The following is a 20,348-nucleotide window of genomic DNA, read 5'->3' on the forward strand; positions in this document are numbered from 1 at the left end:
CTGCAAAAATCACTTCACCCGGGCAACCAGCGCCTCGGCTACCGCTTCGGAGCTTGCGGGGTTCTGCCCGGTGATCAGCTTGCCATCTTCGACCACGAACGGCGCCCAATCCGGGCCTTTTTCATACAGCCCGCCCAGGCGCTGGAACTCATCTTCGATCAAGAACGGCACCACATTGGTGAGCTCAACGGCGGCTTCCTCACCGTTGGTGAACCCGGTCACCCGGCGGCCCTTGATCAAGGGCGAGCCATCGGCTGCTTTTACATGGCGCAGCGCACCCGGTGCGTGGCAGACGAAGCCAATGGGTTTGCCGGCGCGTTCGAAGGCCTCGATCAGGCTGATGGAGGTCTGCGACTCGGCAAGGTCCCACAGCGGGCCATGGCCGCCTGGGTAGAACACGGTGTCGAAATCCTTTGCGTTGACGCTGGCGAGCTTGACCGTATTGGCCAGTGCCTGCTGCGCCGCCGGGTCGGCATTGAAGCGGCGGGTCATGTCGGTCTGAAAGTCCGCCAGCTCACTTTTCGGATCGAGCGGCGGCTGGCCGCCTGCCGGGGATGCCAGCACGACTTCGGCACCGGCGTCCTTGAACACGTAGTAGGGGGCTGCGAATTCTTCGAGCCAGAAACCGGTTTTCAAGCCGGTGTTGCCGAGTTGATCGTGTGAGGTCAGTACCATCAGAATTTTCATGCGTGTTTCCTCGAGTGTTGCAGTCGTGGAGGTGGGGCGGCGGTTGGCTTAGAAGTCCTGGGAGGTCGGGCGCAGCACGATCTCGTTGATGTCCACATCCGCCGGTTGCTCGATGGCGAAGGCAATGGCCCGGGCAACCGATTCTGCCGGGATTGCCTGCTTGTAGAACTCGGCCACTGCCTGCGCGCTGGCCTGGTGCCCGCTGCCGTGTTTGAGCTCGGAGTCCACCGCGCCGGGTTCGATGGTGGTGGTGCGGATGCTGCTGCCCACTTCATGGCGCAAGCCGTCGGAAATCGCCCGCACCGCATATTTGGTACCGCTGTACACCGAGCCGCCTGGGCTGAACACCTTGATACCGGCCACCGATGAAATATTGATGAAGTGCCCGGCGCCTTGCTGCTCGAACAGCGGCAGCGCGGCGGCGATGCCATACATCACGCCTTTGATGTTGATATCGATCATCCGGTCCCATTCATCGACGCGCAGTTCGGCAATCGGCGAAATGGCCATCAGCCCTGCATTGTTGATCATCACATCCACGCGGCCGAAGGTGTTCACCGCGTGTTGCACCAGGGCAGCCAGGTCTTCACGGCGGGTCACATCCACCGCGTGGGCAGTGGCCTTGCCGCCTTCGGCCTTGATCTCTTCGACGATAGCATTCAGGCGCTCTTCACGGCGTGCGCCAAGCACCACCGCTGCACCCAGCCTGGCCAGGTGGCGGGCGGTGGACTCGCCCAGGCCGCTGCTGGCACCCGTGATCACGACGACTTTACCTTCGATACCTTTGCTCATTTCAGTAACCTCAGTGGGTGGAGATGGCACCGATTATGGGTTGCGGGTTTGTCACATAGAATGGAATATTCAGGATTTGAGTATTCCTGAAAGTGGAAGAAATCGATGCTGAACCGACTCGACATGGTCAGGGTTTTCCTGGCGGTCGCGGATTGCTCGTCGTTCCGTGAGGCCGCCAACCAACTGGCCACATCACCGCAAAAAGTCACCCGTGCAGTGCAGGAACTGGAGCGGCTGATGGGCGAGCCGCTGTTCCATCGCAGCACCCGGCAGATGCGCATCACCGATTTCGGCAGGGCGCTGGCGCAGGAGGCGAAAGCCGCCGTGGATGGCTTCGACCAGCTGTTCGTCAGGGCCGACCGCGATGCCGACCAGGAGCTGTCAGGGCGGGTGGGGCTGACAGCGCCCCATGCCATTGGCAAGCTCTACCTGGCGCGCTTTCTGGCCGAACTGCGTAGGCAACACCCGAAGTTGAGTATCGACCTTACCTTGGATGACGAACTGACTGACTCGGTGGTCTCGAAGATCGATATCGGCATTCGGGTGGGCAGCGTGCGGGATCGGCGCTTCATTGCCCGGACGGTGGCCAGTGTGCCGCTGGTGGTGGTGGCTGCGCCTGAGCTGATTGCCAATACCGGTACACCTTTGAGCCTCGAAGCACTCAAAGCCATGCCGTTGTCGCTGCTGCAGGACCGCAGGACCGGCCGCGGCTGGCCGTGGGTTTTCCCTGACGATGGCAGCTTCATTCCCGAGCAACCGGGTTTTACCTGTGACGACCCGGAGACGGAGCTTGAAATGGTGCTGCAAGGGGCGGTGTTTGCCCAGGTTCCGCTGTATCTGGCTGAGCCCCATTTAACCCAGGGCACGCTGGTAGAGGTGATGCCGGAATACGCACCGCCGCCGCTCGAGCTGATTCTCTACCGAACCCGGCCTGGGCCTGCGCCGCGGCGGATACGGCTGGTGTATGACTTCTTGTTGGAGAAGCTCGGTGACAGGAAGGTGTTCCCGGGTGGCGTGCCAATGCCGATGGGCAAACCCTGATCTGCCGAGCGTAGGCGGTTCTCTGTAGGAGCCGGCTGTGCCGGCGATGGCGTCCGACCAGGCATCACCGTCTGGGCAAATGGCCCCATCGCCGGCAAGCCGGCTCCTACAGAGGATCGCGCCCGGCAGCACGCAAGATGGCCTGGCCGAGCCTTACCAAAGCCCCCACGTATAACTGACAATCAACCGCGTCTCATCCAGGTCATTACCGAAGTTCGAGCGCACCGTGGCATTTCGCACCTTCACCCCGAGGTTCTTCAACGAACCGGTCTGCACCACATAACCGATGTCGGTGTTGCGCTCCCATTCCTTGCCCCCATGCCCGCCAGCCACCTGCACATTGTCACCGCTGACATAGCGGGTCATGAAGCTCAGCCCCGGCACGCCGATGGCTGCGAAATTGTAGTCATAACGCAGCTGCCACGAACGTTCGTCGATGTTGGCAAAGTCGTTGATCTGCACGAAGTTGACCAGGTACGGGTCGCTGTTGGCGATATAGGGGAAGGGGTCGTCACCGCTCATGCGCTGGTAGGCCGCGGTGAACATATGGCCGCCCAAGGTGTAGGCCACCTGGCCGTTGGCCGAGCGGTTGTCGAGCGGGCGAAAACTGCCGTCCTCGCGGCTTTTGGCATAGCGCAGGTCGAATTTCAGCGACTGCTGCGCGGCCAGCGGCAGCTCATACACCACGCCACCGAACACCTGCTGGTAGACGTCCTCCAGGTTGCCATAGAACAGGCTGGTGCTGAGCCCCTTGCCGAAACTGTAGGTGCCGCCGGCAAAGCGAAAATCATCGCTCACCCCGCCGATGCGGTTGCCGGTGAAGTCCTGGTAGTTGGTGGAGCTGTTGAATTTGATCTGGCGCAGCTTGCCCACCTGCAACGCCAGGTTGTCGATGTCGCTGGAGGTGACCATGGCGCCTTCGAAGGTGGACGGCAGCAGGCGGGTGTCGTTGCTTTGCGCCACCGGGTTACGCAACGCCAGCGAGCCCACTTTCAACACGGTCTGCGACACCTTCGCCTTGGCGGTCAGCTCCAGCTTGGCGTACTCGCGCTGCGAGCCCTGGCCGTTGTTGGCACTGAGGTCGGCCGGCAGCAGGCCGGTACCGCCCGAGCCGTCGCCACCGTCGAGCTTGAAGCCGTACATGCCCAGGGCATCGAGGCCCAAACCGACGGTGCCTTCGGTGTAGCCGGAGGTGAACCGCAGCATCGCACCCTGGGCCCATTCGGCGGCCGAGTCGCGCTGCGCGGTGGGCGGGCCGTTACGAAAATCGCGGTTGAAGTAGAAGTTGCGCAGCTCTACCGCAGCGGTGCTGTCGGCGATGAAGTCCGCCGAGGCCGCCAAGGGGAACAACAGTGCGCAGGAACCGAGTGTTGCAAGGGTCTTGTTTGACGACATGCCTGGCATGCTCCGTAGTGGCAGGAGGGTCGATGAACGTTGTTGTTATGCGTGCAACAGCGGCCGAAACGGTGAATTCCGGCAACACGCGGCCCCTCGGGCCCGAAGGCCCGAGTGCGCGTGGTGGTTCAGGGTGTAGCGGGGTGTATCAGTCGATGCGGCCGATGCTGGCGCGCGCCTCGAAGTAGTTGCCAGGTTGCCCGGCAATGCTCAGGGTGCCGGCGCGGGGGGCCAGCACCGAGGTTTCCATCTTCATCGCTTCCATCACCGCGATGACTTGCCCGGCCTCGACCTGGGCGCCGTCCTCGACCACCCAGGTGTGCAGGTTGCCGGCCACCGGGGTGGCCACGGCGTTCTCATCCACCGCTTCGCCAGCAGGTTGTGCTGCGGGCGAAGCGCCTGTGAGGCTGATGCCGGCCAGCAGGGCGGCTGGCAAGCCCAGTGCGTGGCGCTTGCCGTCGATCTCGACGAAGGTGCGCAGCACGCCCGGGTCTTGCTGGGCGGTGCTGCGCGGGGCGATGCTCACCTGCCCGGCGAAGTCGGTCTCGATCCAGCGGGTGTGTACGGCAAAGGTGTCGTCGGCGGTGAAATCGGCGTGGTCCATCACCGCGCGGTGGAACGGCAGCACGGTGGCAACGCCCTCGACGCGGAACTCGGCCAGGGCGCGACGGGCGCGGCGGATGGCCTGTTCGCGGGTGGCGCCGGTGACGATCAGCTTGGCGATCATCGAGTCGAAGTTCGGCGATACCCGCGAGCCTTCGACTACGCCGGTGTCCAGGCGCACGCCCGGGCCGCTGGGTGGGCAAAAGCCCTCGATGCTGCCCGGGGTCGGCAGGAAGCCGTTGCCGGCGTCCTCGGCGTTGATGCGGAACTCGAAGCTGTGCCCGCGCGGGGTTGGGGTGCCCTCGAACGACAAGGGCAGGCCATCGGCCACGCGCAGTTGCTCGATGACCAGGTCGACGCCGCTGGTTTCTTCGGTAACCGGGTGCTCCACCTGCAGGCGGGTGTTCACCTCAAGGAACGACAGCGTGCCGTCGGCACTGAGCAGAAACTCCACGGTGCCGGCGCCCACGTAGCCGGCTTCGGCGCAGATGTCGCGGGCCGAGTCGTGGATGCGCTGGCGCAGGGCATCGTCCAGGTAGGGCGCCGGGGCCTCCTCGATGAGCTTCTGGTTGCGCCGTTGCAGCGAGCAGTCGCGGGTACCGACCACCACCACGCGGCCATGGCGGTCGGCGATGATCTGCGCCTCGATATGCCGCGGGCGGTCGAGGAAGCGCTCGACGAAGCACTCGCCACGGCCAAAGGCGGTGACCGCTTCGCGCACGGCGGACTCGTACAGGTCGCTGACCTCATCGAGCTGCCAGGCCACCTTCAGGCCACGGCCACCGCCACCGAAGGCGGCCTTGATGGCGATCGGCAGGCCATGCTGCTCGGCGAAGGCCAGCACTTCACTGGCGCCCTTGACCGGGTCTTCGGTGCCGGCCACCAGTGGTGCGCCGACTTTCAAGGCGATGCGCCGCGCCTGCACCTTGTCGCCCAGGGCGTCGATGGTGGCAGGGTCCGGGCCGACCCAGGTCAGGCCGGCGGCCTGCACGGCGCGGGCGAAGTCGGCGCGCTCGGACAAGAAGCCGTAGCCTGGGTGCACCGCGTCGGCGCCGCAGCGGGCGGCCACGGCCAGCAGCTTGTCGATGTTCAGGTAGCTGTCGGCGGGGCGCTGGCCGTTCAGGGCGTAGGCTTCGTCGGCCATGCGCACATGCAGGGCATCGATGTCGGCGTCGGCGTACACCGCCACGCTGGCGACGCCATAGTCACGGCAGGCACGGGCGATACGCACGGCGATTTCGCCGCGGTTGGCAATCAGGACCTTTTTCATCGGGCAGCAATCTCGTTGGAAGGGGCAGGCCGCACGGGCTCGAAGGCGCCCAGCGGGTTGAAGCGGATACGGGCATTGACCGGGATCTGCCCGGCCAGGTCCAGGTGGTGCGGCGCCACCACGCCGATCACCGGGTAGCCGCCGGTCAACGGGTGGTCGGCCAAAAACAGCACCGGCTGGCCGCTGGGCGGCACCTGGATGGCGCCGACGGTGGTGCCTTCGCTGGGCAGCTCGCCGTCGATGGCGCGTTGCAGCGACTGTTCACCTGCAAGGCGAATGCCGATGCGGTTGGACTGCGGCGTCACCTGCCAGGTCTGCTCGGCGAGCAGGGCCTGGGCCTCAGGGGTGAACCAGTCGCTGCGCGGGCCCATCACCACATCCAGGGTGATGACCTGGTCGCGCCCTGGCATGGCGAACGCCGGTTGCTCGTCGAGCGAGACCGCAGCGCCGCCGATGCGCGGGTTGAAGCCCAGGCGCTGGCCTGCGGCCAGCGGCGCCGGGCCGACCTGGGCCAGGGTGTCGGTGGCCAGGCTGCCGAGCACCGGGGCGTGGTCGAAGCCGCCACGCACCGCCAGGTAGTTGCGCAGGCCTGCGCTGGGGGCGTGGATGCTGACCTGGTCGCCATCCTGCAAGGTGAAAGGCGCGTAAAGGGCAGGGCGCAACAGTTGGCCGTTGACGCTGCGCACCTCTACCTGTGCGGTGGCGCCGGTGACGGCGGCCACGGTGTGACCGTGGCAGGTGAAGCTCAAGCCGCCCATCAGCACTTCCAGGCAGGCGCTGCCGGCCTCGTTGCCGACGGCGCGGTTGGCGGCGCGCAGGGCGCCACGGTCCATGGCGCCGGAGGCCGACACCCCTTGCCCGGCGCGGCCAGGTCGGCCGAGGTCCTGCAGCAGGGTCTGCAAGCCTGGCGAGTGGATTTCCAGGCAGTTGTCGTTGGTCACTTGCGGGCGCTCAGGTACCGCTACCGACACACGCTGCTGTGCGGCGGGGCCTGCATCGACGAAGCGCACCCGGTAGCCCGGTTGCAGCAGGGCAGGCTCGTCGCGCTCCAGGTCCCACATGCGGGTGCCGGTGATGCCGATGATCTGCCAGCCACCTGGGCTGGCCTGCGGGTAGATACCGCTGAAGCCGCCGGCCAGGGCCACGGCACCGGCCGGGATGCGCGTGCGCGGAGTGCTGCGCCGTGGCACCACAAAGCCGGCGCCGCCGCTCAGGTAGGCAAAGCCCGGGGCAAAGCCGCAGAAGGCCACGCTGTATTCGCTGGCGGTGTGGCGGCGGATCACCTCGTCGGTGCCGATGCCCAGGGCCTGGGCCACGTCGGCCAGGTCTTCACCGTTGTAGTGCACCGGGATTTCGATGAGCTTGCCGGCCTGGCGTTGGCGGGCACTGATGTCACGCACGGCAATCTGCGCCGCCAGCGCCTCGCGGCTGATGAAGCCTGGGCGAAAGTGCAGCAGCAAGGTGCGTGCGGCGGGCACGATCTCTTGCACGCCAGCGATGGGCGCCTGCTGCAGCGCGTCGAACAGGGCGAGGGTCTCGTCCAGGTCGGCAAGCTCCACCAGCAATGCATCCAGGCTGACCGGATAGAAACGCATGGGCCACTCCTACACGTGGTATTGGCTGTCAGGCACGTCGGTGATGAACATGTGCCCCGGCGCGTGGGAAATCGCGAAGGGCACCTTCGAAGCCATCACCACCGACTGCGGGGTCACGCCGCAGGCCCAGAACACCGGTACTTCGCCCGGCTTGATGCTGACCGCGTCGCCGAAGTCCGGCTTGGCGATGTCGGCGATGCCCAGCAGGCCGGGCTCGCCGACATGCACCGGGGCGCCATGCACGCCGGGGTAGCGCGCGGTAATGCGTGCGGCATCGGCCACCCGCTCGGCCGGCACCGGGCGCATCGACACCACCATGTTGCCCTGCAGGCGACCGGCCGGGCGGCAGGCGCGGTTGCTGCGGTACATCGGCACATTGCAGCCTTCGCTGATGTGGCGCACGTCGATGCCGGCCTCGAGCAGGTCGTTTTCGAAGGTGAAACTGCAACCGATCAGGAAGCTCACCAGGTCGTCGTGCTCGGCCCACAGCGCACGCACATCGCTGACCTCTTCAGCCAGTTGGCCGTCGCGCCACACCCGGTACAGCGGCAGGTCGCTGCGTAGGTCGGCATCGGCGGCGAGGAAGGTGCTGTACTCGCCGGGTTCGGTCACATCCAGCACCGGGCAGGCCTGGGGGTTGCGCTGGGCGAACAGCAGGAAGTCATAGGCCCACTCGCGGGGCAGGCAGATCATGTTGCACTGGGTCAGGCCGGGGGCGTGGCCGGCGGTGGGCGACACCAGCCCTGCACGGTAACGGGCACGGGCGGCAGCGGCGGCTTCGCGGGCTTGTTGGAACGGGTTCATGGGCGGGCTCCGGTGAAGGCGCGCAGGGTGGTGCCGGCTTCGAGCAGGCGGCTTTTGACGGTGCGGGCGATGCCGACCGCATCGGGGCTGTCGCCGTGGACGCAGATCGAGTCGGCCTGCAGCTGGATCAACTGGCCGTCCTCGGCTTCGATCACGCCGTCACGTACCAGGCGCAGCATGCGCTGGGCAATCTGCTCGACATCGTGCAGCACGGCGCCCGGGCGGTTGCGCGACACCAGGGTGCCTTGCGCGGTGTAGGCGCGGTCAGCGAAGGCTTCGGCCACGCAGGCAAGGCCGGCCTCGGTGGCCCAGCCGATCAGCGGCGAGTTGGCCAGGCACACCAGTTTCAGCTGCGGGTCGATACGCAGCACGGCCTGGATCACCGCAGCCGCCTGCACCGGGTCCTGGGCGATGGTGTTGTACAGCGCACCATGGGGTTTTACGTAGCGCACCTCGGTGCCAGCGCTGCGCGCCAGGCCCTGCAGGGCGCCGATCTGGTAGATCAGGTCGGCGGTCAGCTGCGCCGCCGGTACTGCCATGTTGCGCCGGCCGAAGCCGACCAGGTCGGGGTAGGACACATGGGCACCGACAGCCACGCCGCGGGCGGCGGCGGCCTCCAGGGTGCCGAGGATCCCGGCCGGGTCGCCGGCATGGAAGCCGCAGGCCACGTTGGCGCTGGTGACGATGTCGAGCATCGCGGCATCGTCGCCCATGCTCCAGGCGCCGAAGCTTTCGCCGAGGTCGCTGTTAAGGTCGATGGCAGGCATGAAAAAGGTCTCCGTGGCAGTCTCAGGCTGCGTTGATGAAGGCGAAGATGGCGCCGGCGGACTTGTACGCCATGTACCACGACAGGGCACAGGTGAGCACGCCCAGTACCAGCAGCCAGCGCGGGTAGTGGTAGCCGTCCATGAGGTCGGAACGGCGCCAGCCGACGTACATGAAGATGCTCAGGCCCAGCGGCAGGATCAAGCCGTTGAAGCCGCCGGCAAACACCAGCAGGGCCGCGGGCGGCTTGCCTGCTGTCAGGTATACGGCGAGCGCGACCAGAATGAAACCGACGGTGGCCAGGTGGCGGGTGCGTTCGGTGATGCGGCTGGAGAATACCGTGATGAACGACATCGAGGTGTACGAGGCGCCGATCACGCTGCTGATACCCGCCGCCCACAGCACCAGGCCGAACACCATCAGCCCGGCTTCACCGGCAGCGGCGCCGAAGGCCTGGGCGGCCGGGTTGGCGCCTTGGCCGGACACATCGATGACCACGCCACTGGCAACCACCCCGAGAATGGCCAGAAACAGCACGTAGCGGGCGACGCCGGTGACCAGGATGCCGGTAAGTGCGGCCTTGGACACCACATCGATGTTCTCCACCCCCACCGTGCCTTTGTCCAGCAGGCGGTGCGCACCGGCGTAGGTGATGTAGCCGCCGACGGTGCCGCCGACGATGGTGGTGATTGCGGCGAAGTCGACGAAGTCCGGCCATACCGCCTGGCGCAGTGCCTCGCCCAGGGGCGGGTGGGTGGAGCAGGCGGCGAAGATGATCAGGCCGATCTTGAGCGTGCCGAGCACAATCATGATGCGGTCCATGGCCACCCCTGCGCGGTGCGACGAGAAAATGCCGATGGCCACCAGTGCGCTCAAGGCGCCACCCCATTTAGGGTCCAGGCCGATCAGGGCGTTCAGCCCAAGGCCGGCACCGGCGATGTTGCCCAGGCTGAACACCAGGCCACCGAAGATCACCAGCACGGCCAGTACATAACCCGAGCCTGGGATGGCGGTGTTGGCAAGGTCGGCGGCGCGCATGCGGGTGAGGGTGACGATGCGCCACACGTTCAGTTGCACGACGAAGTCGATCAGGATCGAGGCGAGGATACCGAAGGCGAACGCGGCGCCCAGGGTGGCGGTGAAGGTGGCGGTCTGGGTCAGGAAGCCCGGGCCGATGGCCGAGGTGGCCATCATGAAGATCGCGGCGATCAGGGATGAGCGCCGGGCCTTGCTGAACTCTAAAGCGGTCTGTGTCACGGCAGCATTCCTACAATGAGAGATAACTGCGCTGAGCAAGGGCCATGCCATGTTTCACAAAAACCGAGCAGAGTGAGGGTTTATAAGGCTTAGATTGTTGAACAATCTATAGCATATGAATGAGCACGATGCTCCAGATTGTTACACTTCAACTCACCCGTGCTACCTGATGGAGCACTCTGGGCCCCAGGTGCTTGCCTAGTACACGGCACTCGGGGAACATCCACGCGGTTACCTTCACTCTGGATCGCACATGAACGACACCGCAGCCTCCACCCCGCGTACCTTGGGCGAGTCCATCACCCAGGACATTCGCCGCATGCTGGTGGAGGGGGAGCTGGTACCGGGGCAGCGCCTGTCCGAGGCGGCCCTGGCCGAGACGCTGCAGATTTCCCGTAACACCCTGCGCGAAGCCTTCCGCGTGCTGACCCGCGAAGGGCTGCTCAAGCACGAGCCCAACCGCGGCGTTACCGTGGCCGAACCGGACATGGCCTCGATCATCGACATCTATCGGGTACGCCGTTTCATCGAGTGCAAGGCCATCGCCCAGGGCTTCCCGCTGCACCCGGGCACGCTGAATATGCGCCAGGCCGTGGACGCGGGCATGCAGGCCCGGGAGGCCAAGGATTGGGTGGGGGTGGGCACCGCCAACATGCTGTTCCACCGCGCCATCGTCGAGCTGGCCGACAGCCCGCGGCTGCTGGTGTTCTATGGGCAGATTTCGGCTGAGTTGCGCCTGGCCTTCGGCGTGCTCAACGACCCCGAGTTTTTGCACCTGCCTTATCTGGACATGAACGCGGCGATCTTGCGTTGCGTTGAAGAGGGGCGTTCGGAGGATGCGACGCGCATGCTGGAGGGGTATCTGGTGCAGTCGGAGCGGATTGTGCTGGCGGCGTATGAGCGGCGGGTGAAACGCTGAAGGTTGCTGGCCTGTACCGGCCTCATCGCCGGCAAGCCGGCTCCTACAGGTACAGCGCAGCCCTGAAGGTCATGCGATCCCTGTAGGAGCCGGCTTGCCGGCGATGAGGCCGGTGCAGGCAGCACAACGCTGTGGCTCGCGCAGCAAACGGCACGGCACCCTTCACTGCAACGTAGGCGGCACCAGCGCCAACGGCAGCCCCGCCAGCGCTTGCTCTATATGGGTAATCAATGTCGCCAACTGGTCAGCTTTGTCCTGTTGCCCCTGAGCATCCAGGGTTGCCAGTTGCTGGCGCAGGTTGAGCAGGTGTTTTTGCAAGGCGAGGGCAGAGGTCTGGAACTGTTCCATGTCGGTCTCTTACTGGTGGGCATCCGTGCCGTTGTAGGAAAGCAGGCAAGTTATCAGCTCAATCCTCACCTAAATACTGATTATTCATACATGTTCGGCGAAATAATCATTGAGTCCTACGCCATTTTCAGACCGTTCCTACGTGCCAAGCTGATTTAGCAGTCCCCGAGTCAGCCTGTACCAAGGCTGCAGCCCTTACCAACAAAAGGCTGCAGCCCGATACGCGATGGTTGCCGCATGTAGGAAGGCTTTAGTCCTTCAGACATTTGTTGTTGCAAATAGCCTAGAGGTGATCGGCATCCACCACCGCCTTGACGAACGCCTCGGGCGCTTCCTGGGGCAGGTTGTGGCCAATGCCACCGGTGATCAGGCGGTAGTCGTACTTGCCGGTAAAGCGCTTGGCATAGGCTTCGGCGGGCGGATGCGGTGCGCCATTGGCATCGCCTTCCAGGGTAATGGTAGGCACGCCGATGGTGGGGAAGGTGGCCAGTTTCGTCTCCAACGGGTCGTAGCGGGTCTCGCCCTGGGCCAGGCCAAGGCGCCAGCGATAGTTGTGCACGGTGATGGCCACCTGGTCGGGGTTGTCCAGGGCCTTGGCGCTGCGCTCGAAGGTGGCGTCGTCGAATGCCCACTTGGGCGATGCGGTTTGCCAGATCAGCCGCGCGAAGGCATGGCGGTTGCTTTCGTACCCAGCCTGGCCGCGCGGGGTGGCGAAGTAGTACTGGTACCACCATTGCAGCTCGGCGCTGGGCGGTAGCGGGGCCTTGGCGGCCTCCTGGCTGCTGATCAGGTAGCCGCTGACTGACACCAGCGCCTTGACCCGCTCGGGCCACAGCGCCGAGACGATGTCGGCGGTGCGTGCGCCCCAATCGAAGCCGCCCAGTACTGCCTGCTTGATGTGCAGGGCATCCATGAAGGCGATCACGTCACTGGCCAGTGCGGCAGGCTGGGCGTTGCGCGGGGTGCTGGCGGAAAGAAAACGGGTATCGCCGTAGCCGCGGGCATAGGGCACCAGCACCCGGTAACCCTGGGCGGCCAGCTGTGGCGCCACCTGCTCATAGCTGTGGATGTCGTAAGGCCAGCCATGCAGCAGGATGACGACCGGGCCATTGGCCGGCCCCAGCTGCGCATAAGCGACATCCAGCACGCCGGCATTCACGTGCTTGAGTGGCCCGAACGCGCTAACAGTTGCAGCAGGGGCGTCGGGCTGATGGGTTTGCGAGGCTTCGGCGGCCATCGCGGCCAACGGCAGCAGGGTGCAGGCGAACAGGGTGGTCAGGCGGGCGGTGGCGAACATGGTGCATCTCCTTGGCGGGGCCATCGGTGCGGGTTGATGGCCTTATTCAAGAAGATGGCTGTATCGGCTGTGTGTCCTGGCAGCGGTTATGTGGCATTGCTGTGTATCACCGCACATTCCGTACACACTTTGTTACTTGGCGGCCCGATGTGCGTCAATGGCCGCAGCTCTGGTAGCATCGGCGCTTTTTGCGGCCAGGGAGAGGCCTGTGAAATACGTTGTCATTGAGCCGCACCGCAGTGAATACCCGCAACCCATCACCTTTGCCATGGGCACCGTGCTGGATATCGGCCAGCGCTACGAGGGCGAGGAGCACTGGCAGGACTGGTACCTGTGCAGTTGCCCCGGGCAGGCGCCTGGCTGGGTGCCGGCGCAGGTCATCGAGGGACTTGGGGTGGGCCGGGGCAGGGCGCGGGAAGCTTACTGCGCCCATGAGCTGGATATCGACCCGGGGCAGCAGGTCGAAGGGTTGCGGCCGTTGAACGGCTGGCTGTGGTGCCGGCGCCTGCGCAACGGCGAGCTGGGCTGGTTGCCGCAGTCAAAGCTGCGTCTGGTGGGTTGAGGCCAGTACTTCGTTGCTGTGCAGAATACGTGCGTAGTCCATGGCCAGGTTGCTCAGCGACAGGCTGTGCACCGTTTCGGCCGGCCACATGCGCCCCTGGCGGTCCTGCAGGTCGAAGGTGTAGCAGGCGTCGGCCACTACCACCGTGTCGAAACCAAGATTGCCTGCGCTGCGCGCAGTCGATTCCACCGAGTTGTTGGTGATCACCCCGACGATCACCAGTTCGCCGATACCCCGCACATGCAGCCAGCGCTCCAGGCCCGACTGGCAGAACGCATCGGGCACATGCTTTTCGAACACCGCTTCGCTGCCCAGCGGCGTGAATGTCGGCTGGAACTCGCAGCCGGCCTGGCCGGGCCAGAACACCGAGCTCGGGTCGCGCGAGATGTGCCGTACATGCACCACCGGGCGGCTGCTCAGGCGCCAGGCGGCCAGCAGTTCACCCATGCGCAGCTCAGCTTCGGGATTGTTGCGCGGGCCTAGGCGCGGGTGGTTGATACCGGCCTGCATGTCGATGATCAGCAGGGCGGCGTTGGCGGCGAACTGGGTCATGGGAATTGGCTCCGGGTCCTTGGGGGACTCATTTGATTCGAATGGTTGCCCTAAGGCCAGCCGCTCATGCGGCTTCGGGCGTTTTTGCCTTGCTAGCGGGGCGGCTGATAGGCATCTGATATGCTTTTTTTGCTCGAAGCTGAATCTGTAACCGTATCAGCCTGGCGCCGATAATGATGCCAGGCCCAGCCATGCGAAGCGGCGTGCTGGGCAAGCTGCGCCGCTTGCGGCCAGCCTTCGCCGTTCAGCCATCACACTGTAGAGGTTCCGATGGGCAAGCTTGCGCTGTTTCTGGGTGGTTTTCTGTTCCTGACAATTCTGATCGGCCTGCTGGGGACCATCCCGCCGAGCTGAAGCGCAAATTCTTTAGCCGCCGGTGCAGGAGCAACTGTCTTGTGCTGGCTGTGCCGGCCTCATCGCCGGCAAGCCGGCACCTACAGGTGCAGCGCAGATTTGAAAGCTGTGCGATCTCTGTAGGAGCGGCTTCAGCCGCGAACACCGGCGCAGCCGGTGCCATCCTCCGCGTGACTGACAAGTCACTTCGCGGCGCCGTGGGTGGATCATTTCCTGCAAATTGACCTCCAGCCCCCGCCATACTGGCCTCTGGCCTGCTTTCACTACCGCTGGACAGGCGGTAGCTGCAAGTCATTCTCAAGCCCAAGGTGCTCGTGTAATCTCCGGCCCCCGTCAACGGGCCCGCAAACATGGGCCGTACCCTGCCTTGGAGTCGATCAACACTATGGAATGCAAGAAAGGCACTGCAGCGATGCTGGAGTGGCGCAGTCGTTTTCTCGGAGAAGGCATCCTGCAGGAAGAAGACTACGACCAGGCGTTGCGACGTGCCGAAGAGCTGGAGCATTCCGGAGTCATCAGCACCAGTGAGTGGGTCGAGTTGGTCAGGCTGGCCAACGCCGCGTTGTTGCGCCTGTAAAAATTCCTGCAAGCCTTGAAGAAACTGTCCACAAAAAACGTGGGTAGGTCTGTGGATAAAACGCTACAGGCCAGTATTGATAGGGCTCCTGTCAAATTGAGTAGAAATTGAGCAGCCTTGCCCAAGGCTGCCATCACTCCCTCGGCCTGCCTTCGCGCAGGGCCTGCAGCAGCTCACGCACCCGCGCGGGCACATCCCCTGCGGGGTACACCGCGTGCATCTGCGGGTCCTGTCCGGTACTCGACGTCAGGCGGTAATCGGGGCACACCCGCAGCAATCGCCCGGCCTTTACCTCAGGCTCTGCCAGCCAGTCGGCCAGGCGGGCGATACCGGCCCCGGCCAGGGTACCTTGCAGCACTGCGACCCCCGAACCCAGGCGCAGCCGTGGCTGCGGCCGCAGGCTAGTGATGCGCCCTTCACGGCAGAAGTGCCAGGCCTTGAGGATACGCGGCGCGGTGTGCAGGATCAGCGCATGTTCATGCAATGCCTCGATGCCTTGCGGCGTGCCTTCGCGGGCCAGGTATTCGGGGCTCGCGTACAGGTGTCGGCGATAGGCCCACAGCGGGTAGCCGATCAGTTCGCTGGACTGGGCGAAAGCGCCGCGGATGACGAAGTCGAGCCGGCCTTGCAGCGGGTCGAGGGCTTGATCGCTGTACTGCACATCCAGGGTGATCTGCCGGTGGCGCCGGGAGAATTCGGCCAGTACCTGCGGCAGCACGCGGCTGGCCAGCACCTCGGGGGCCGCCAGGCGTATCCAGCCTTGGGCGTTGCCGGTCAGGGCTGCCAGTTCGTCGGCGGCATCGCGTTGCACATCCAGCAAGCGTTCGGCGTGGGGCAGCAGCCGCTCGCCGGCTTCGGTCAGGGTCACGGCGTTGGCGTTACGGTTGAACAGCCTGGCCCCGCTGTTGTCTTCCAGCGCCTGTACTGCGCGGGTCACGGCGCTGGGGGAGCGGCCCAGGGCGCGGGCGGCGGTGACGAAGCTGCGCGTGTGCGCAACGCTGACGAAGGCGTGTATCTCGCGCAACATGTCCAGGGCCATGGCGGTTCCTCATTGCAGTTTTCGCAACGTGGCATTTCAACATAAATGCCGCGCTTTGATTAGTCTGGCCGCCTGTTCACTGCTGCCCGGACCCGACCATGATGGATATCGCCCTGCTTTCGCTGTTCGCTTTTGCCGCCGGCCTGATCGACGCCGCTGTTGGCGGCGGCGGGCTGATCCAGATCCCGGCGCTGTTCAACGTGCTGCCCACGGCGCAGCCGGCAGCGCTGCTGGGCAGCAACAAATTGGCTTCGGTATGCGGCACAAGCTTTGCGGCGCGCTCGTTCATCCGCAAGGTCAAGCTGGATTGGGGGTTGATCGTGCCGGCGGCGCTCAGCGCCTTCGTCATGTCGTTCTTCGGGGCGGCCACGGTGTCGCTGGTGCCGGCCAGCGTGATGCGCCCCATGGTGCTGGTGATGATCGTGCTGATGGCGGTGTACACCTTCTGCAAGAAGGACTTCGGCACCTTGCACAAGCCCACCGCCATTGGCCGGCGCGAGCAATGCCTGGCGGTGCTGATCGGCGGCGCCATCGGTTTTTATGACGGCCTGTTCGGGCCGGGCACCGGCAGCTTTTTGATCTTCCTGTTTATCCGCTTCTTCGCCCTGGACTTCCTGCACGCCTCGGCTTCGGCCAAGCTGGTCAACATTGCCACCAACCTGGCGGCACTGGTGTTTTTCATCCCGTCGGGCAACGTGCTGTGGGCCATTGCCTTGCCGATGGCGGTGTTCAACATCCTCGGGGCCTTGACCGGTACCTGGCTTGCGATACGCAAGGGAGCGGGGTTCGTGCGCGGGTTGTTCCTGGTGCTGCTGTGCGTGCTGATCGCCAAACTCAGCTGGGACTTGCTGGTGGCTTGATCAGACCCGCTGACGGTACGGCTCGGCCTGCTCGATACGGTTGCGACCCTGGGCCTTGGCGCGGTACAGCGCCTGGTCGGCCTCGGCCAGCAGTACGTCGAGGCTGGGGGCGGCGGCGTCGAAGGCGCAGCCGGCCAGGCCGATGCTCACGGTAATCTGCACCTGCTCGCCGGCCTCGCTGAAGGGCAGGTCCTGTACCGCGCGGCGCAGGCGTTCGGCAGTGAACCGGGCAAGTTCCGGAGCAAGGCCGGGCACGACAATGGCGAACTCTTCACCGCCCAGGCGGGCGAACAGTTCGCCTTCGTGCAACTGCTCCTGTACGGTCAGGGCGAACTGGCGCAGCACTTGGTCGCCCACGGCATGGCCGTGCTGGTCGTTGATCAGCTTGAAGTGATCGATGTCCAGCATCATCAAGGTCAGCGGCTGTTGCTGGCGGGCATCGAGCAAGGTGTTGGCACGACGGGTGAAGGCGCTGCGGGTGAGGGCCCCGGTGAGGTGGTCGACGGTTGCCTGGTGGGCCAGGCGCGCCATCAGGCTGCGGTTGGCATGGCTGACGCAAGCCACCACCAGTGGCCCGAGCACCAGCATGGCAATGCCCAGGCGCGCCGACATCAGGGTGGTCACCCCGGGCTCGCTTTGCGGCACGCTGAAGTGCATGAGGTTTTGCGCCACGGCCACGATCAGCGTGCTGCCGGCGGTCAGGGTCAACAGCGAAACCAGAAACGGCGAATAACTCAGTGCGCACCACAGCAGCGCGGCGATGGGGAAGGCGATGGCGCCCGGCCCGCCGAAGGCAATGCTCAGCCCCAGCGAGGCCAGCAACACCAGCAGCGGCGCCAGGCGCACTGGTTGGGTGGCGCTGCGGCTGAAGGCGCGCGGCGAGGGTGCGGTCAGCAACAGCGGCAGCACCAGCACGCTGGTGGAGAACTGCTCGCTGAACCAGGCTAGCCAGGTGGCGCGCAGCGACTGCTCGAACCACGGCGCTGCCATCACGCAGGCCAGGGTGGCGGCGACCATGCCCCCGGCTGCACAGGCGCCGAACAGGCTCAGGGTGCCATGCGGCGTACGCAGGCGCCGGTGAAGGCGCGGCAGGCGCGCCATCAGGTACCAGATGGTGACGATGGCGCCCAGGTTGCACAGGTTGAACCACAGGGCCGGCGGCCAGGCGCTGCCGGTGGCCAGGTCCGCCGCCACCATGCCCAGGTACACCAGCACGAAACCACGCGCACCGGCCAGGCGCGGGTTGCGCAGCAGTACGCCGGCCAGCACGGCATTGACTGGCCAGAACAGCGAGAGGGATTCGATCGGCCGGGCGAGGATGCCGGCCAGGGTCAGGGCGAGAGTCAGGCCGAACAGGGCCGCAATAGGCAACAGGCGCGACGAGGCTGGAAACACCATGGGTTCGACCGGCAGGCGAGGATGAAATCCAGGAAAACGACTACAGGCACCTGGGACGATGGTCTGGGAGTGTGTTGCAAGTCGGCGATTGATGTCAATTCGCCGCAAGGCCGCGCGCACTGCACCTTCGGGCTGCGGCGTCGCATGAGGAACTGCGTGGGAGCGGGCTTGCATAAGCTTCAGGCCCGTGCCGTACCTGTAGGAGCCGGCTTGCCGGCGATGAGGCCGGCTCAAGCAGCCCAAGACAGTTGCTCCCACGGTGCTTCTGCCAAGCGGTTGGTTTACAGCCCGAACACCCAGGGCACCATCACCACGGTCACCAGCATCACCAGCAGCGTAAAGGGCACGCCGACCTTGACGAAGTCGCCGAAGCGGTACTGCCCCGGCCCCAGCACCAGGGTGTTGACCGGCGAGGACACCGGGGTCATGAACGCCGCCGAGGCTGCCAGGGCCACGGTCATGGCGAACGGGTAGGGCGACATCCCCAGCTGCTGTGCAGTACTGATCGCCACCGGTGCCATCAGTACCGCGGTGGCGGTGTTGGAGATGAACAGCCCGATCACTGCGGTCAGGGCGAACAGGCAGGCCAGCATCGCAGCGGGCCCGGCGCCGCCCAGCACACCGACCAGCGCGCCGACGGCAAGGTCGATGCCGCCGGTCTTCTGCAGCGCCAGGGCGAACGGCAGCATGCCGACGATCAGCACCAGGCTCTGCCAGTGGATGGCGCGGTAGGCGCTGTTCATGTCAATGCAGCGCCCGGCGCCCATCAACAGGCAGCCGACCAGCGCAGCGATCACATTCGGCACCAGGCCGCTGACCATCAGCCCTACCATCACAGCCAGGCTCAGCAGGGCCAGCGGCGCCTTGGTGCGTGCCGGGGCTACCTGGTCGATCTCGGCCGGCAGGCTCAGTACCAGAAAGTCGCGAGGCTTGGTTTGCAGCTGGCGCACGGCCTTCCACGGGCCTACCACCAGCAGGGTGTCGCCCAGGCGCAGCTTTTCTTCCACCAGTTGCTCTTCGATAGCCAGCTGGTCGCGGCGCAGGCCTACCACGTTCAGGTCGTAGCGGGAGCGGAAGGCCAGCTCCAGGATGCTCTTGCCGATCAGCTGCGAGCCCGGCGGCAGCGATACTTCGGCCATGCCCAGCTCCTGGGACTGGTCGATGAAGTAGGCGGCCTTGAAGTGCAAGGGTTCCAGCTGCATGGTCTGGCACAGGCTGCGCAAATCGTCGCGGTTGGCGAACAGGTCAAGCAGCAATACGTCGCCCTGTTGCAGCAGGGTGGCGGAATCGGCGGTGATCACCCGGGTAGTGAACTTGTGCTGACGCTCGATGCCGATCACGTTGGCGCCATGCCGGGTGCGCAGCTCAAGCTCGCCAAGGGTGTGGCCGATCAGCGGCGAACCCGGGCGGATGCGCAGGCGCCGTTCGCGGCCGTTGAGCTTGTAGTCCAGCACCAGGTCCAACAGGGTGCGCCGGGTTTCTCCGCGGCCATCCTTGCGTACCTCGCCGTTCAGCCAGTGGCGGGTCAGCAGCATGTAGCCGATGCCCAGCACCAGCACCACCAGGCCGAACGGGGTGAAGCTGAAAAAGCTGAAACCGGTGTGGCCATGGCGCACCAGCTCGCTGTGCACCACCACGTTGGGTGGGGTGGCCACCAGGCTGAGCATGCCGCTGATCAGGCCGGCAAAGCTCAGCGGCATCATCAGCCGGCTGGGCGAGATGTTCAGGCGCGCGGCGATGCTCAGCACCACCGGGATGAAGATCGCCACCACACCGGTGGAGCTCATCACCGAGCCCAGCCCTGCCACCGCCACCATCAGCAGCACCAGCAGGCGCGCCTCGCTGTTGCCGGCCCGTTCGCTCATCCACTCACCGATGCGCAGGGCAATGCCTGTGCGCACCAAGCCTTCGCCGATCACGAACAGGGCGGCGATCAGCACCACGTTGGGGTCGCTGAAACCGGCCAAGGCCTGCTCCACGGTAAGGATGCCGGACAGCGGCAGGATGACGATCACCAGCAGGGCGACTACGTCCATGCGCGGGCGATTGATGATGAACAAGGTGACGACGGCGGCCAGCAGGCCAAGGACCCAGAGCAGCTCATGGTTCATGGGAGGGGTGTTCCTTCACACGGGGCACGGTCAGGCAGTGGCACCAGTGTGGCAGCTCGGGCGGCAGGCGTCGTTGATGTGCTGCAATGTTTTTACCGGGCGCAAAACGATCGCGGGGCAGG

At 65.3% G+C, this 20,348-nt stretch carries 19 protein-coding genes; 5 read left to right on the forward strand and 14 right to left on the reverse strand.

What is annotated here, in order from left to right:
• Window positions 1-9 precede the first annotated feature (9 nt).
• Both KSS94_RS10975 and KSS94_RS10980 read right to left on the reverse strand, forming a co-directional pair.
• Window positions 10-687: a type 1 glutamine amidotransferase domain-containing protein gene (locus tag KSS94_RS10975; protein WP_217842996.1), complete on the reverse strand. Its 678-nt coding sequence runs from the start codon at window positions 685-687 to the stop codon at window positions 10-12.
• Between the two features lie 48 nt (window positions 688-735).
• Window positions 736-1,479, reverse strand: coding sequence for an SDR family oxidoreductase (locus tag KSS94_RS10980; RefSeq protein ID WP_217842997.1), 744 nt, complete (start codon window positions 1,477-1,479; stop codon window positions 736-738).
• Window positions 1,480-1,584: 105 nt separating this feature from the next.
• On the opposite strand from KSS94_RS10980, the gene KSS94_RS10985 reads away from it, so the two are divergent.
• Window positions 1,585-2,520, forward strand: a complete 936-nt coding sequence (locus KSS94_RS10985; RefSeq protein ID WP_217842998.1) for a LysR family transcriptional regulator — start codon at window positions 1,585-1,587, stop codon at window positions 2,518-2,520.
• A gap of 153 nt (window positions 2,521-2,673) precedes the next feature.
• Here KSS94_RS10985 and KSS94_RS10990 read toward each other — a convergent pair whose 3' ends face one another.
• The 6 genes from KSS94_RS10990 to KSS94_RS11015 form a co-directional block, all read right to left on the reverse strand.
• A complete protein-coding gene (locus KSS94_RS10990; RefSeq protein ID WP_217842999.1) occupies window positions 2,674-3,915 on the reverse strand; it encodes an OprD family porin in 1,242 nt (413 codons plus the stop codon).
• A 148-nt stretch (window positions 3,916-4,063) separates the two neighbouring features.
• Complete coding sequence (locus tag KSS94_RS10995) at window positions 4,064-5,788, reverse strand: acetyl/propionyl/methylcrotonyl-CoA carboxylase subunit alpha (RefSeq protein ID WP_217843000.1); 1,725 nt, start codon at window positions 5,786-5,788, stop codon at window positions 4,064-4,066.
• Window positions 5,785-7,383 (reverse strand): 5-oxoprolinase subunit B/C family protein, encoded by a 1,599-nt coding sequence (locus tag KSS94_RS11000; RefSeq protein ID WP_217843001.1) that lies wholly within the window; start codon window positions 7,381-7,383, stop codon window positions 5,785-5,787. The genes KSS94_RS10995 and KSS94_RS11000 overlap by 4 nt, the downstream gene beginning before the upstream one ends.
• Before the next feature lie 9 nt (window positions 7,384-7,392).
• Entirely contained in the window at window positions 7,393-8,187 is a 795-nt protein-coding gene (locus KSS94_RS11005; protein ID WP_217843002.1) for a putative hydro-lyase, read from the reverse strand.
• Window positions 8,184-8,954, reverse strand: coding sequence for a LamB/YcsF family protein (locus tag KSS94_RS11010; protein ID WP_217843003.1), 771 nt, complete (start codon window positions 8,952-8,954; stop codon window positions 8,184-8,186). The genes KSS94_RS11005 and KSS94_RS11010 overlap by 4 nt, the downstream gene beginning before the upstream one ends.
• A 22-nt stretch (window positions 8,955-8,976) precedes the next feature.
• Window positions 8,977-10,209, reverse strand: a complete 1,233-nt coding sequence (locus tag KSS94_RS11015) for an NRAMP family divalent metal transporter (RefSeq protein ID WP_217843004.1) — start codon at window positions 10,207-10,209, stop codon at window positions 8,977-8,979.
• 253 nt (window positions 10,210-10,462) lie between these two features.
• Here KSS94_RS11015 and KSS94_RS11020 point away from each other — a divergent pair, with 253 nt between their 5' ends.
• Window positions 10,463-11,128: a GntR family transcriptional regulator gene (locus KSS94_RS11020; RefSeq protein ID WP_217843005.1), complete on the forward strand. Its 666-nt coding sequence runs from the start codon at window positions 10,463-10,465 to the stop codon at window positions 11,126-11,128.
• A gap of 162 nt (window positions 11,129-11,290) precedes the next feature.
• On the opposite strand, the gene KSS94_RS11025 is transcribed toward KSS94_RS11020, so the two are convergent.
• Window positions 11,291-11,476 carry a hypothetical protein gene (locus tag KSS94_RS11025; protein WP_217843006.1) on the reverse strand — a complete coding sequence of 62 codons (186 nt, stop codon included), beginning with the start codon at window positions 11,474-11,476 and terminating at the stop codon, window positions 11,291-11,293.
• Between the two features lie 283 nt (window positions 11,477-11,759).
• Entirely contained in the window at window positions 11,760-12,773 is a 1,014-nt protein-coding gene (locus tag KSS94_RS11030) for an alpha/beta fold hydrolase (protein ID WP_437179997.1), read from the reverse strand.
• Window positions 12,774-12,981: 208 nt separating this feature from the next.
• Here KSS94_RS11030 and KSS94_RS11035 point away from each other — a divergent pair, with 208 nt between their 5' ends.
• Entirely contained in the window at window positions 12,982-13,335 is a 354-nt protein-coding gene (locus KSS94_RS11035) for an SH3 domain-containing protein (protein WP_217843008.1), read from the forward strand.
• On the opposite strand, the gene KSS94_RS11040 is transcribed toward KSS94_RS11035, so the two are convergent.
• Entirely contained in the window at window positions 13,312-13,887 is a 576-nt protein-coding gene (locus KSS94_RS11040; RefSeq protein WP_217843009.1) for a cysteine hydrolase family protein, read from the reverse strand. The two genes, KSS94_RS11035 and KSS94_RS11040, sit on opposite strands and share 24 nt — an antisense overlap.
• Before the next feature lie 739 nt (window positions 13,888-14,626).
• Here KSS94_RS11040 and KSS94_RS11045 point away from each other — a divergent pair.
• Window positions 14,627-14,818: a hypothetical protein gene (locus tag KSS94_RS11045; RefSeq protein WP_217843010.1), complete on the forward strand. Its 192-nt coding sequence runs from the start codon at window positions 14,627-14,629 to the stop codon at window positions 14,816-14,818.
• Window positions 14,819-14,951: 133 nt separating this feature from the next.
• Here KSS94_RS11045 and KSS94_RS11050 read toward each other — a convergent pair whose 3' ends face one another.
• On the reverse strand, window positions 14,952-15,857 hold the full coding sequence (locus KSS94_RS11050) for a LysR family transcriptional regulator (protein ID WP_217843011.1): 906 nt from the start codon (window positions 15,855-15,857) through the stop codon (window positions 14,952-14,954).
• A 98-nt stretch (window positions 15,858-15,955) separates the two neighbouring features.
• Between KSS94_RS11050 and KSS94_RS11055 the strand changes: the two genes are divergently transcribed.
• The gene (locus KSS94_RS11055; protein WP_217843012.1) at window positions 15,956-16,717 is read left to right on the forward strand and encodes a sulfite exporter TauE/SafE family protein; all 762 of its coding nucleotides are present in this window, start codon (window positions 15,956-15,958) and stop codon (window positions 16,715-16,717) included.
• Here the strand turns inward: KSS94_RS11055 and KSS94_RS11060 are convergent, their stop codons facing one another.
• Together KSS94_RS11060 and KSS94_RS11065 are read right to left on the reverse strand one after the other, a co-directional pair.
• Window positions 16,718-18,130: a GGDEF domain-containing protein gene (locus KSS94_RS11060; RefSeq protein ID WP_217843570.1), complete on the reverse strand. Its 1,413-nt coding sequence runs from the start codon at window positions 18,128-18,130 to the stop codon at window positions 16,718-16,720.
• 266 nt (window positions 18,131-18,396) lie between these two features.
• Window positions 18,397-20,226 (reverse strand): SLC13 family permease, encoded by a 1,830-nt coding sequence (locus KSS94_RS11065; RefSeq protein ID WP_217843013.1) that lies wholly within the window; start codon window positions 20,224-20,226, stop codon window positions 18,397-18,399.
• Between the last annotated feature and the right edge of the window lie 122 nt (window positions 20,227-20,348).

The organism is Pseudomonas fakonensis (assembly GCF_019139895.1).
Taxonomy (GTDB): domain Bacteria; phylum Pseudomonadota; class Gammaproteobacteria; order Pseudomonadales; family Pseudomonadaceae; genus Aquipseudomonas; species Aquipseudomonas fakonensis.

Excerpts from the sequence above, each read along its gene's own strand:
- KSS94_RS11025 (WP_217843006.1), bottom strand. The coding sequence starts at position 11,476 with ATGGAACAGTTCCAGACCTCTGCCCTCGCCTTGCAAAAACACCTGCTC.
- KSS94_RS10995 (WP_217843000.1), bottom strand. The coding sequence starts at position 5,788 with ATGAAAAAGGTCCTGATTGCCAACCGCGGCGAAATCGCCGTGCGTATC.
- KSS94_RS10985 (WP_217842998.1), top strand. The coding sequence starts at position 1,585 with ATGCTGAACCGACTCGACATGGTCAGGGTTTTCCTGGCGGTCGCGGAT.
- KSS94_RS11030 (WP_437179997.1), bottom strand. The coding sequence starts at position 12,773 with ATGTTCGCCACCGCCCGCCTGACCACCCTGTTCGCCTGCACCCTGCTG.
- KSS94_RS10990 (WP_217842999.1), bottom strand. The coding sequence starts at position 3,915 with ATGTCGTCAAACAAGACCCTTGCAACACTCGGTTCCTGCGCACTGTTG.
- KSS94_RS10980 (WP_217842997.1), bottom strand. The coding sequence starts at position 1,479 with ATGAGCAAAGGTATCGAAGGTAAAGTCGTCGTGATCACGGGTGCCAGC.
- KSS94_RS11055 (WP_217843012.1), top strand. The coding sequence starts at position 15,956 with ATGATGGATATCGCCCTGCTTTCGCTGTTCGCTTTTGCCGCCGGCCTG.
- KSS94_RS11065 (WP_217843013.1), bottom strand. The coding sequence starts at position 20,226 with ATGAACCATGAGCTGCTCTGGGTCCTTGGCCTGCTGGCCGCCGTCGTC.
- KSS94_RS10975 (WP_217842996.1), bottom strand. The coding sequence starts at position 687 with ATGAAAATTCTGATGGTACTGACCTCACACGATCAACTCGGCAACACC.
- KSS94_RS11020 (WP_217843005.1), top strand. The coding sequence starts at position 10,463 with ATGAACGACACCGCAGCCTCCACCCCGCGTACCTTGGGCGAGTCCATC.
- KSS94_RS11050 (WP_217843011.1), bottom strand. The coding sequence starts at position 15,857 with ATGGCCCTGGACATGTTGCGCGAGATACACGCCTTCGTCAGCGTTGCG.
- KSS94_RS11005 (WP_217843002.1), bottom strand. The coding sequence starts at position 8,187 with ATGAACCCGTTCCAACAAGCCCGCGAAGCCGCCGCTGCCGCCCGTGCC.
- KSS94_RS11000 (WP_217843001.1), bottom strand. The coding sequence starts at position 7,383 with ATGCGTTTCTATCCGGTCAGCCTGGATGCATTGCTGGTGGAGCTTGCC.
- KSS94_RS11045 (WP_217843010.1), top strand. The coding sequence starts at position 14,627 with ATGGAATGCAAGAAAGGCACTGCAGCGATGCTGGAGTGGCGCAGTCGT.
- KSS94_RS11010 (WP_217843003.1), bottom strand. The coding sequence starts at position 8,954 with ATGCCTGCCATCGACCTTAACAGCGACCTCGGCGAAAGCTTCGGCGCC.
- KSS94_RS11040 (WP_217843009.1), bottom strand. The coding sequence starts at position 13,887 with ATGACCCAGTTCGCCGCCAACGCCGCCCTGCTGATCATCGACATGCAG.